The organism is Anaeromyxobacter sp. SG66 (assembly GCF_022690805.1).
Classification (GTDB): domain Bacteria; phylum Myxococcota; class Myxococcia; order Myxococcales; family Anaeromyxobacteraceae; genus Anaeromyxobacter; species Anaeromyxobacter soli.
Map to the genome: position 1 here is coordinate 1 of NZ_JALCZC010000128.1, position 11,128 is coordinate 11,128.

Genomic DNA, 11,128 nt, shown 5'->3' on the forward strand with positions numbered 1-11,128 from the left:
GCTCCCGGCTTCCGATGCAGGGCAGGGCGAGACGGCGACCGAGCGTCGCACCGCGACGCCGACCCCCGATCCGGGCCCTGCGGCCGGCCCGCTGCCGGCGCCCCCGCCCACTGTCGCGCAGCCGAAGCGAAGGGCCGAGACGCTCGCCGTCTCGGAGAGCCACTGGTCTCTCCGGGTCACGCTCGACCGCGCCTGCAAGGAGGACCTCGAGACGCTCCGGTCGCTCCTGTCGCACAAGGTCCCGGACGGCGACCTCGCGGCGGTGCTTCACGAGGCGATCCGCTGCGCCATCCAGAAGCACGGCAAGCGCAAGGGCGCGGTCGCGCCGGAGCGGAAGACGAAGGGAGCGAAGCAGGCCGGGACGGCGAATGCCGCCGCGACGAAGAAGACCGAGAAGCCGCCGGCTGCGAGGACCACGATCCCGGCGATAGTGCGCCGCGCGGTGTGGAAGCGCGACGGCGGGCGCTGCGCCTGGGTCGGCCCGGACGGCTGCCGCTGCAACAGCCGCTGGAAGCTCGAGCTCGACCACATCCAGCCCGCCGCCCTCGGGGGACCGTCCACGATCGAGAATCTTCGGCTCGCCTGCCGAGCCCACAACCTGCTTCACGCGGAGAGCACCTTCGGGCGCGAGCACATGGATCGCTTCCGCCGCGACGCGGGCGATAGGCCATCGACACTCTCGCGCGCTGGCGCGGTGCCCCTGCGTCCCGGGATGCAGCTGGGCATGTGGGCGCCGTGATTTGCGGCCGCCACGGAGCTGGCGGAACCTCCGGCGAACCGGGATTGGGTTCGCAATGGCCGCGCGGCTAGAGCGTCGACTCGCCGCTCGCGTACTTCCGGGCTTCCGAACCCCTGCGCCCCCGCCGGTGACGCTCACCGCGCTGCCGCCCGCAGTGCTCCGCCCGGAGCGTTCCCGGCGCGCGCGTGCTGACCCGTCGATGCCCAGCCGGAGCGCGCGGTGCGCCGCTCGGCCGACGAAGCCGCTCCCTCGGTCAGCAGCCGAAAATGTGACGAATCCTGAGACTGCTTCCGTACGCCGCAGGCGCAAGGAGCGAGGACGCCCGCCGCAGGCCCGGTATCGTTCGCCGACGTGGAAAGGCCCGGGCCGCGCTTGGCGCGGCCCGGGCCGAGGATCAGCTCACGCTACGTGCCGTGGTGGCACGCCGCGCACATCGTGTTGTTCCGGCGGTCGTCGTCGTCGTGCTTGCGGAGGAACGTCCGCGGGTGCGGGTTCCCGCCCGCGCCGCCGACCTGGTGGCAGAGCACGCAGACCGAGTCGGCGCCCTGGTCGTGGCAGGCGGCGCAGCTCGAGATGTCGCGCCGGGCGGCGTCGCCGTGGAAGTTCCCGCTCGCGCGGTCGTTCGCCCAGCCGGCCTTCTCGTGCGTCGCGGGGACCCGCGAGCCGCTGAAGAGCTTCGTCAGGTTCTGCTGCTCGTGGCAGGACTCGCAGTACTTCTTGCCGTGGCAGCGCGAGCAGCTCGCCGGATCCTGGGCGGCCTCGATCATGTGGCGCGAGACGTAGTCACCGCGGTGGATGAAGTCCCGCTTCACCTCCTCGGGGAAGATGATCGAGGGGCGGGCGGCTGCCGTGGTGGGCGAGTGGCACTGCGAGCAGTAGGTCTGGTCGTGGCACTGCGCGCAGCTCTCCGCGCTCGGGCGCGCGAGCGGGCCGTGGAGCCGGAGCCAGTCGCCCTTGTGCGCGTACGCACGCTCGGGGAAGTAGCCCTTCAGGTCCACGTGGCAGGGCCGGCAGCGGCCCTCGTTGAAGTCGGTCTGGTGCTTGTGACAGGAGGTGCAGATGTCCATCGGCGGCGACCAGAACGGCTCACCGGCCTCCGGGAGCTTCTTGTGGCAGGTGTCGCACTTCCCCTTCACCGCGGCCTGGCCGAGGTGCTTGGCGTGCGAGAAGCTGAGGCGCGGCTCGATCGCGGCGGGCTTCGGCGCGGTCTTGTCCTCGTGGCACTCCTTGCACTTGTCGGTGGCGGGGAGGTGCCGCTGGGTGAGCGAGGTCGCCTTGTCGATCCCGGCGTGGCAGTCCGTGCACTCGATGCCCTGATCCACGTGGATCGAGTGCACGAACTCGGTCTCGGGCCGCTGGGCCTTCTCGTCCTTCTCGACCTTCTTCGCCTTGGCGCTGCAGCCCGCGGCGACGAGCGCGGCCGCGAGGACGACGGGGAGCGTGCGGTTCATTAGCGCACCTCCCGGATGCGGTAGGTCTGGTTGTAAACGAGCTTCGCCATGACGTCGTACGTCTGCTCCAGGAAGGGGGTCATGCCGGCGCGCCCCGCGACGACGGCGCTGAAGCCCTTGGCGAGCTCGACGCCCGCCGTGAGCGTGCCGGAGATCGAGTAGTCCTCGCCGTTCACCTGCTCGCGGAAGAAGTGACCGAGCACGTCCGCCGCGGCGAAGAACTTGCCGAAGTCCTGGCGACCGAAGAGCCGGCCGCCGACGTACCCGTTCTCGAGGGCGTCCAGGTAGAACACCTCGGCGCCGGCGGCGGTCTCGCCGCGCTCCCAGTCGAGGCTTCCCTGGACCAGGTGGCCGTAGTAGTCGCCGTCCTCGCCGGGCTCGATGGCGAGGTGGTAGTCGGCCCCGACCTCGAGCCCGTGCTGGAGCTCGTAGCGGACGCCGCCGCCGATGTCGTTGCGGCGCTCGGTCGAGAAGACGGACAGGATCGAGTTCCGCGCCAGGAAGAGGTCCGGCGCGGTGAAGCGCCAGTCGGCCGTGAGGTGCAGCCGCGGCTTCACCGACCAGCTCACCGCCGCGTTCCCCTCGGAGAACCGCTCGTCGTAGAGGCTGTAGGAGCCGAAGCCGGAGAGGGTGAGGTTCTTCGCCAGCGGCTGGAGGCGGAAGTCCGCCCCGACCTCCTGGCGGACGGGGTCGCCGCCGTCCTCGACGAAGTTCGCCGAGGCGCCGACGTCGAGGCCGCGCCCCGCGTAGCCCGGGATGGGGACGAAGACCGCCGCGCGCCCGCCGTAGGCGAGATCGCCCGCGACCGGGTTCCAGCTGCGGACGCCGCTGCGCGTGCCGAACCGCTGCGACACCGGCGCGCCGGCATAGCCGGAGAGGCGGAGGCCGAAGGGCAGCGTCACGATCGCCTCGCCGCCGTCGAGCTGGATCATCCGCGCGACGCCGGTCATGACGTGCGTCCGGCCGAGCCGGAGCGTCAGCGCGTCGCCGAGCAGGCGGCCCGAGAGGTAGCCCGTCATGACGTCGCCGGTCAGGTCGGAGCCCGTCCCGTTGTCCCAGCGCCGATCCGCGAGCTCGTACGAGCCCCAGGTCGAGACGACGAGCTGCAGGTCCTTCGCGATCGGGTTCGTCACGCCGCGCGCGGCGATGTTGAGGATCTCGTACGCGGGGGCGACGGTGACGAGCTCGGGCTTCTCACCCGGCACGCCGCCGCGCGTCTGCTCACCCACGGTGAGGAGCGTGGTCGAGGTCACCTCGACCGTGTCTGCCCGCACCGCGGGGCCGGCGAGGATCGCCAGTCCGAGGGCGATGACTGGTGTGATGTTGCGCATCAGGAGCTCACCTCGAGCGTGGGTGCGTCGCGGCAAGGCTCGGCGGATGCGCCGGCCAACGGCCGCGGAGTTCCGCGGACGATGACACAGGGTGCTTCGCTCAATCTTGTCGAAGATCATTTACACCCCGGAAACCTCCGTTGCGGTACGGGATTTCCATCGCCGGGGCGGGCGTCGGCGCGGGTGGACGCAGCGTGAAGCCGGCGCCCCCGCGGCCCCCGATTATGATGTGACGATGCGCCGCGCTCTCGTCCTCCTCGCTCTCCTCGCCACGGCCTGCGCCGGAGGGCGCACCGTCCAGCGCTCCCCCCTGATCGGACAGCGCGCGGAGCTCACCGCGGAGGACCTGGCGGGGCGGGAGGTGCGGGTCCCGGGCGACTCGGCCGGGAAGGTGCTGATCATCGACTTCTGGGCGAGCTGGTGCGAGCCGTGCCGCGAGCAGCTCCCCCTCCTCGACCGGCTCGCCCGCGACTACGCCTCACGGGGGCTCGCCGTGTACGGCGTCGCCTTCGACGAGGACCGCGCGATGGTGGAGGCGTTTCTCTCGGCGACCCCGGTGTCGTTCCCCATCCTGTGGGACCGCGGCGGGGGCCGCCTCTCGGCGCCGTTCTCGATCAGCCGGTTGCCGACGACCCTCCTCGTGGACCGCGCCGGGGTCGTCCGCTTCGTCCACCTGGGATACGACGTGGCGGAGGGGCGAAAGCTGGAGGGGGAAGTCCGCGAGCTCCTCGGGGAGTGACCGTCAGGAGCGGGCTTCCGGAGCGGGCGGCACGGGCGCCGGCACGAGCGAGAACCGCACCCGCTCCCGCTCGCGCTCCACCTCGCCCGCGTCGGCGGGCGACTCGCGCAGCCAGTACGCCATCTCGTCCGCCTCCCACGTGTACGGCTCGCCGTCCATGAGCACCCGCCCCTCGGCGACCGCGTTCGTCGCCTCGAGGAGCGGCACGTGGGCGAGGTCGCGGATGAGCGCGTCGAAGCGACCCTGCCGCTCGGGGTCGATGAAGGCGAACGCGTAGCGGGCGGCGTAGGCGGTGTGGAAGTAGGCCGGCCGGAACACGACCCCGCCGAGGCCGAGCCGGACCGCCATGCGCGCGAGCATCGTGCCCGCCTCGCGCGCGAGCCCGAGACCCGGAACGTCCTGGCCGGGGAGGCGCGGCCGGCGCTCGCTGAACTGCGCGCGCGGGTTCCGCAGCGAGAGCCAGTGGATGTACAGGACCTCCACGCCGAGGACCCGCCTGCGCTCGAGGACGAGCTCCACGAGCACGTGCTCCTGGGCCTCCGACTCGCCGTACAGGCGGACCCGCTCGCCGAGGCCGGTGGAGTCGAACGTGACGCGGAACTGCCGGTACCCGAGCCGCTCGAGCTGCGCGAGGATCCCGTAGCGGAAGAGCGCGTGCTCCATCCCGGAGGCGGTGTAGAAGCCGAGCAGGAGCCGCTGCCGGTGCGGCCGGATCCCGAGCGCCTCCTCGAGGTCGTCGGCGGTGAGCTCGCCCTGTTCGGTGAGCTCGCCCGGCGACATCTCGCGGGACAGCACGGTGAAGCGCGCGCCGAGGGGGTCGTAGTCGGCGGGGATGGGCTCGGAGGAGCCCGCCGCGAGCGCCATGCCCGTCCCGGCGAGCACGCGCCAGGCGAGGCTGGAGTAGCCGCCGGCGGGCAGCCACACCGTCGGGACCCCGTCGAGCTCCGTCGCCACGAGGAGATCGCGCTCGCGGACCCCCTCGAGCGTGAGCCCGAGCTTCCCGAAGCGATCCCCCTGCAGCACGTCGCCCCCCGCGAGCACGAACGCGAGCTGCGGGCGCGGCATCCGCTCGAGGAGGGCGGTGAGCGCCTCGAGGTACGCCGCGTCGCCGGCTCCCTCCGGCAGGACCGTCTCGTCCACGTCCTCGAGCGGGCCCCAGTCGGATCCGGAGATGGAGCCGATCCAGCGGTCGCGGTCCCGGGCCAGGCAGGCGGCGATCCCGTCGGGCGGGTGGGCGTCGAGATCGAGCACCGCGACGCGCGCCGAGAAGCCGTCCTCGCGCAGCGCCGCCACCGCGACGGCCACGTCGTTCACGGGGCAGAAGCCGCCCGCCGCGCCGGGGGCGGCGTGATGGAATCCGCCGAGCAGGTTCAGGGCGGGGTGCTTCGTCCGGAGCGTCTCCCGCGCCGCGGCCAGGGTGGCGCCGCAGGCGAGGCGGATGGTGGTCATGACCTCGTCCACCGGCACGTCGGACGGGTCCACCGCGAAGATGTGGGCCATGGTCGCGGGCCGCCCGAGCGACTCGAGCAGCTCGGGCGTGTGGACGCGGGCGAGGTCGTCGTAGGCGATGCGGCGGGGCGCGTGCACCGCGCTCGCGGGCACGGCGCCGCACTCGCGCAGCCACCACATGACGAAGTCGGCGCGGCGCGGCTCCATCCCCGCGCCGACCTCGAGCCCGGACAGCGGCAGGCGGTAGCGCGGGTCGTACCAGACGCTCACCTCCCGGCGGTGAAGCCAGGAGCGGAGCCGGTAGAGGAGGGTGCGGGCCCGCAGCAAGGGCTACCGGTGGCCCGGCGGCGCGAACGGCGGCTCGCCGCCTCCCTTCGGCACGTCCGCGCCGAGCTTCGCGCGCGAGGCGCGGGCGGTGCGGGCCGCGAGCCACCAGCCGATGACCGTCTCGAAGGCGATCCAGGCGATGGCGATCCAGGCCGCCCGCACGAGGAGCCCGAGCCCGGTGGCGCAGCGGGCGTACTGCTCGTCGAACGTGCGCGCGTAGTCCCCGAGGAACGGCGTCGCACGGACGGTGTACCCGATGATGAAGATGAGGAAGATCGTGCGCAGGATCGCGAGGAGCTTGAGCATGCCCCCGAGTGTAGCGCAGCGCGGGCCCGCGGTCCGGAACGTGGCGCGGGCCCCCCGCGGTGCGGGGGCCCGCGGCTCGCGGAGCTACTGAGGGAACTTCACGAGGCCGTAGCGCGTCGCGCCGCCGATCGTCGCGCGCACGATGGCGTTCCTGCTGCCGTCGGGCGCGAGGAACACGAACAGGCCCTCGGCGGCGTACGGAGCGCTGGCCTCCGCCCAGACGGGGATGGGCTCGGTGGCGGCGCCGGGGAGCGCCACGAAGGAGGCGTCGTAGCGGTGGACGGCCGTGGCCGTCGCGTCGAGGAGCGCCACGTTGCCGAGGGTGTCCGCGTGCGCGAACCGCACCGAGGTCACGCCGGGGAACGATCCCATAGACGCCGAGAGGTAGTCCGCCGTCGAGTAGATGAGGTTGCAGGTCGAGAACAGGTGGTTCCCGTTCTGCTCCACCCACAGCCGGGCCGAGGTGCACCCCGACGCCGTGCCGAGCTGGAGGAGGTCGCCGCTGTTCTGGAGCACCCACTGCTCCACCGAGCTGCCGTCCGAGACGTAGAAGCGGTTCGGGTCCGTCGGATCCGCCGCCCCGGCGGTGCCGTACAGGCCGCGCGTGGTGAGCGCGCCGTTGCTCGTGTCGAGGTCCCCGATCCACTGGCCGGAGGCCTTCGGGAAGACGAACACGTGCCTCGACGAGACGGCGGCGAGATCGTTCACCTGGAAATTGGCGGAGATCGAGCTCGTGACGGCCGGCGTGGCGCCGAGCGAGACGACCCGCAGCCAGACGTCGTCGCCGACGACCGCCGTCGCGCCGCTGGCGAGCACGCCGACGACGTTCGGCGCGGTCTGGAGCGCGACGCTCGCGGTCTCGGCGCCCGTGCTGGCGTCGAGCACCCACAGCCTGCCGCCGCCGGCGACCGCCGGATCGGCGCCGACGAGGACGATCTTGCCGGCGGCGTACTCGGCGTCGCGCACCTCGTGGCCGAGGTCCTGGATGTGCGGGTACGCGGTCACCGTGACCGTATCGCTCGTGCAGGCCCCCGGGCGATCGCACACCGTCACCTGCAACACGTAGTCGCCGAGCAGGTCGGGGGTGAAGCTCGCGCTCGCCGTGTCGGCGCCCGTGAGCGAGCCGGCGGTCACGGCGCTGCCGGTGGGCGTGTCGACGACGGTCCAGGCCCACGTGAAGGTCGTGTCCCCGTTGACGTCGGTGGCGCTGGCCTGCGTCGCCACCGAGGGCCAGACCGTGGGCGTCGCGGTGCGGTTCACCGCTCGCGCCGGCCCCGCCTCGGCGACGGGGGCGTCGTTCACGCAGGTGACCGTCTTCGGGACCGTGGTGGTGTTCACGCCGTCCGTCGCGGCGAGCGTGACGACCCAGTCGCCCTCGTCCGCGGGCGCCGGCCCGCAGGTGACGGGCAGCGAGACCGCGCCGCGGCAGGAGCCCGGCGTGCCGGCGGGCTGCGCGGTGCCGCTCGGCGGCGTCACCGTCCAGCTGCACTCGAGCGGATCCCCGTCGGCGTCCGCGACCGTCCCCTGCGCCGTGAACGAGACGTTCCGCGACTGGGTGGCGGGCACGGTGACGGTCACCGCCGGCGCCGTGTTGATCGCCGTGACGACGACCGTGTCCGTGGTCGTGAGGAAGCCGTCGGACACGGTGAGCGTGAGCTCGTAGGGGCCGGTCACGTCCGGCGTGAACGAGGGCGTCGCGCCGGTGGTGCTGGAGAGCACCGCGGTGGTCGAGCCCGGGGGTGGCCGGAGCGACCAGGTGTACTCGAGCGCGGTGCCGTCCGGATCGCTGCTCGCGTTGGAGAGCGTGAACGGCACGTGGCGCGGGACGGTCGCGTCCGCGCCCGCGTCGGCGACGGGCGCGCGGTCCGGCGCGCAGGTGTTCGTGTCCATCCGGCACAGGCCGCTGCAGCACTCGTTCGAGAAGCCGCAGGTGTCGCCGTCGACGCGGCACTGCACCTCGCTCGTGCAGTGGCTCGCGACGCACACGCGCGGGTAGCCGCAGTCGTCGCTGTTCCGGCACATCCCGCCCTCGAGCGGGTTGCGCATGCAGGTGCCCTGCACGCAGCCGTAGGAGCAGCAGTCGGCGTTCTCGCCGCAGGCGGTGCCGGTCGGCCGGCAGGAGGCGTCGGGGGAGGTGATCGTGTCCTGCTGGCACGCCGCGGCGAGGAGGGCGGCGAGGGCGACGGCGAGCTTCGTGCTCGTGGGGAGGCGCATGGTGGATTTGCTCCTACAGCCGGAACGAGACGCCGGCCGCGAACGACCAGTCGGCGCCGCCGTCGAGGTCGTAGCCGACGGAGAGGGGCTCGAGATCCAGGACGAGCTTGGGCGAGAGGGCGACGCTGCCGCCGAGGCCGAGGCGGAAGATCCCCGTGGTGGACGTCCGGGTCTCGCGGATCCGGCCGACGAACACCTGGTCGACGAGGACCGTCACGCGGTGGTGGACGACGCCCACGCCCGCGTCCGCGCGGACCGCGGCCTTTCCGCCGCGGAGCGGCAGCGCGAGCCGCACGCCCGGCGTGGCCTCGAAGCTCACGCCGCTCGTCTCGATGCCGTCGGCCTCCTTCGGCCGGACGTAGACCGCGCGCAGGGGGGCGACGAGCCCGACGGAGAGCCCCGCGGGCGTGCGGGAGAGCGGGAGCACGCCCTCGAGCCGCAGCATGGGGGACAGGTCGCCGCCGTCCTGGCTGCGGGAGAAGCCGAAGAGCGCCGCGGCGCGCAGCGGGTCGCGCCCGCCGGGAGTCGACGCCGGCAGGCGCGAGGTGCCCGGCGGCGGCGGCGGGAGCGGGATCGCGCCGGACTGGGCGGCGGCGGCGCCGGCCGCGCCGGCGAGGACGAGCGCGAGGAGCGCGCGGGCGAGGAGGGGGATCTTCATGGCGGGTCCTCCGGAGCTCACAGGCGGTGGCTCGCGGACACGAGGAACGAGAAGGCGGAGCCGACGCCGTCGCCGAACCGGACGTCGAAGCCGACGAGCTGGGCGCCGACGCGGACGTTCGGGGTCGGCGTGAACGCGAGCCCGCCCGCGAGCCGCGCCACGCCGGCGACGCCGCCCGAGACCGGCTCGACGTGGCCGATGCCCGGGACGTCGACGGAGCCGGACGCGGCGGTGTAGGCGACGCCGAGGCCGGCGTCTCCGTGGATCCAGAGCTTCGGGCCGAGCGCGTAGGTCACGCGCGCCGCGGGCACCACCTCGAAGAGGTTCGCGCCCCACTCCATCGCGACGGTGCCCATCATCGGCACGGGGACGTCCTGGGAGTCCGACGCGTGCAGCACCCCCGCGGAGATCACCCAGCCGAGCGCCGCGCGCGGCGAGAGCGCGCGCACCGTGCGCTCCGCGTCGACGCGGAGCTTCAGGGCGCTGTAGCTCGCGTCCCCGATCCCGAACTCTGCGCCGAGGAGCGTCGCGATCCGCCACTCCGGCTCGGCGAACCAGCCCGCCGGCGGCTCCTGGGAGAGCCCGCCCGCCGTCTCCGCCGCGACCGGAGCGGGCCCCTGGGCCACAGGGGCGGGCGCGGGCGCGGGCTCCGCGGCGATCGCGGGCGCGGCCGGCGCCGCGAGGGCCTTCGCCGCGGGCTTCTTCGCGGCGGTGGCCGGCGCGCGCCGCGAGGGCGACGTCTGCGCCCGCGCGGCGGGAGAGGCCGCCAGGGCGGCGGCGAGGACGACTGCGAGGCGGCGTGCGATCATGAGATCCACCCAGGGGGAAAGTTCGCGGAAGGTTAATTCACCGCACGAGAGTTGTGAACGAAACGTGAACGCCGCGCGCGTCGCGTGATCCTGGGATGAGTGGAGGTGGGAGGGGCGGCGCGGCGTGGCGCGCCCACGACGGCTGCGGACGGGGGCCGAGGTGGCTATGCTCTCGAGCGACCGCGGGACTCGTCCGCGGCGCTCGGAAGACGGAGGTGCAAGTGGCGGAGTTGGCGGAGCTGAGGGACGCGTGCGCCGAGGCGGCGCGACGGGGCGGGGCGGTGCTGCGCGAGAAGTGGGGCGGGAAGCGCACCATCGAGCTGAAGGGCGGGATCGACCTCGTCACCGACGCGGATCGGGCGGCCGAGGCCGCGGTCCTCGGGTTCCTCCGGAGCCGCCTCCCCGGCGCCGCCATCCTGGCGGAGGAGTCGGGCGTCTCGGGGGGCGACGGAGGCGAGCTCCGCTTCTTCGTGGACCCGCTCGACGGGACCACCAACTACGCGCACGGGGTGCCGCACTTCGCGGTGAACGTCGCGGTCGCGGACGCGCGCGGCCTCGCGGCGGGCGCGACCTACGATCCGCTGCGCGACGAGCTCTTCACCGCGGCGCGCGGCGAGGGGGCGTTCCTCGGCGACGTCCGCCTGCGCCACTCCGGCCGCGCCGAGCTCGTCGGCTCGCTCCTCGTGACCGGGTTCCCCTACGACATCCACCAGCACCACGACTACCCGCTGCGGCTCTTCGGCGCGTTCCTGCGCCGGGCGCGCGCGGTGCGCCGCTTCGGCTCGGCCGCGCTCGACCTCGCCTACGTGGCGGCGGGCCGGTTCGACGGGTTCTGGGAGCAGCGGCTCAAGCCGTGGGACGTCGCCGCCGGGATCCTCCTCGCGCGGGAGGCCGGCGCGCTCGTCACGGACATGGCCGGCGGCGAGCGCATGCTCGACACGGGCGACATCGTCGCCGCGCCGCCGTCGCTGCACGCGCCCATGCTCGAGGTCATCGGCTCGGTGCCGCGCTGAGCGGCGGCGCGCCTGCGCCGGCCGCGGGCGCCTCCAGCGCCGGCGTGCCGGGCGGGCCTCCCGAGGCGCCGGCGGCCCGGACGGCCGTCACG

At 73.9% G+C, this 11,128-nt stretch carries 10 protein-coding genes; 3 read left to right on the forward strand and 7 right to left on the reverse strand.

What is annotated here, in order from left to right; translation table 11 throughout:
* Nucleotides 1–739: HNH endonuclease (locus tag MNZ39_RS21275; RefSeq protein ID WP_242341106.1), on the forward strand; the 739-nt coding region annotated here is incomplete at its 5' end.
* 404 nt (nucleotides 740–1,143) lie between these two features.
* Here MNZ39_RS21275 and MNZ39_RS21280 read toward each other — a convergent pair.
* Nucleotides 1,144–2,190: a cytochrome c3 family protein gene (locus MNZ39_RS21280; protein ID WP_242341107.1), complete on the reverse strand. Its 1,047-nt coding sequence runs from the start codon at nucleotides 2,188–2,190 to the stop codon at nucleotides 1,144–1,146.
* Nucleotides 2,190–3,521 carry a hypothetical protein gene (locus tag MNZ39_RS21285; protein WP_242341108.1) on the reverse strand — a complete coding sequence of 444 codons (1,332 nt, stop codon included), beginning with the start codon at nucleotides 3,519–3,521 and terminating at the stop codon, nucleotides 2,190–2,192. The genes MNZ39_RS21280 and MNZ39_RS21285 overlap by 1 nt, the downstream gene beginning before the upstream one ends.
* A 235-nt stretch (nucleotides 3,522–3,756) precedes the next feature.
* Here MNZ39_RS21285 and MNZ39_RS21290 point away from each other — a divergent pair, with 235 nt between their 5' ends.
* Entirely contained in the window at nucleotides 3,757–4,260 is a 504-nt protein-coding gene (locus MNZ39_RS21290; RefSeq protein WP_242341109.1) for a TlpA disulfide reductase family protein, read from the forward strand.
* Between the two features lie 3 nt (nucleotides 4,261–4,263).
* Here the strand turns inward: MNZ39_RS21290 and MNZ39_RS21295 are convergent, their stop codons facing one another.
* The 5 genes from MNZ39_RS21295 to MNZ39_RS21315 form a co-directional block, all read right to left on the reverse strand.
* Nucleotides 4,264–6,036 (reverse strand): histone deacetylase, encoded by a 1,773-nt coding sequence (locus MNZ39_RS21295; RefSeq protein ID WP_242341110.1) that lies wholly within the window; start codon nucleotides 6,034–6,036, stop codon nucleotides 4,264–4,266.
* A gap of 3 nt (nucleotides 6,037–6,039) precedes the next feature.
* Nucleotides 6,040–6,342 carry a hypothetical protein gene (locus MNZ39_RS21300; RefSeq protein WP_242341111.1) on the reverse strand — a complete coding sequence of 101 codons (303 nt, stop codon included), beginning with the start codon at nucleotides 6,340–6,342 and terminating at the stop codon, nucleotides 6,040–6,042.
* Between the two features lie 84 nt (nucleotides 6,343–6,426).
* Complete coding sequence (locus MNZ39_RS21305; protein ID WP_242341112.1) at nucleotides 6,427–8,556, reverse strand: Ig-like domain-containing protein; 2,130 nt, start codon at nucleotides 8,554–8,556, stop codon at nucleotides 6,427–6,429.
* Between the two features lie 13 nt (nucleotides 8,557–8,569).
* The gene (locus MNZ39_RS21310; protein WP_242341113.1) at nucleotides 8,570–9,214 is read right to left on the reverse strand and encodes a hypothetical protein; all 645 of its coding nucleotides are present in this window, start codon (nucleotides 9,212–9,214) and stop codon (nucleotides 8,570–8,572) included.
* 17 nt (nucleotides 9,215–9,231) lie between these two features.
* Nucleotides 9,232–10,023, reverse strand: coding sequence for a hypothetical protein (locus MNZ39_RS21315; protein ID WP_242341114.1), 792 nt, complete (start codon nucleotides 10,021–10,023; stop codon nucleotides 9,232–9,234).
* A 221-nt stretch (nucleotides 10,024–10,244) separates the two neighbouring features.
* On the opposite strand from MNZ39_RS21315, the gene MNZ39_RS21320 reads away from it, so the two are divergent.
* Entirely contained in the window at nucleotides 10,245–11,036 is a 792-nt protein-coding gene (locus MNZ39_RS21320) for an inositol monophosphatase family protein (protein ID WP_242341115.1), read from the forward strand.
* Nucleotides 11,037–11,128 lie beyond the last annotated feature (92 nt).

Coding starts and splice junctions, on each gene's coding strand:
- MNZ39_RS21280 (WP_242341107.1), bottom strand. CDS start 2,190: ATGAACCGCACGCTCCCCGTCGTCCTCGCGGCCGCGCTCGTCGCCGCG.
- MNZ39_RS21315 (WP_242341114.1), bottom strand. CDS start 10,023: ATGATCGCACGCCGCCTCGCAGTCGTCCTCGCCGCCGCCCTGGCGGCC.
- MNZ39_RS21305 (WP_242341112.1), bottom strand. CDS start 8,556: ATGCGCCTCCCCACGAGCACGAAGCTCGCCGTCGCCCTCGCCGCCCTC.
- MNZ39_RS21285 (WP_242341108.1), bottom strand. CDS start 3,521: ATGCGCAACATCACACCAGTCATCGCCCTCGGACTGGCGATCCTCGCC.
- MNZ39_RS21290 (WP_242341109.1), top strand. CDS start 3,757: ATGCGCCGCGCTCTCGTCCTCCTCGCTCTCCTCGCCACGGCCTGCGCC.
- MNZ39_RS21310 (WP_242341113.1), bottom strand. CDS start 9,214: ATGAAGATCCCCCTCCTCGCCCGCGCGCTCCTCGCGCTCGTCCTCGCC.
- MNZ39_RS21300 (WP_242341111.1), bottom strand. CDS start 6,342: ATGCTCAAGCTCCTCGCGATCCTGCGCACGATCTTCCTCATCTTCATC.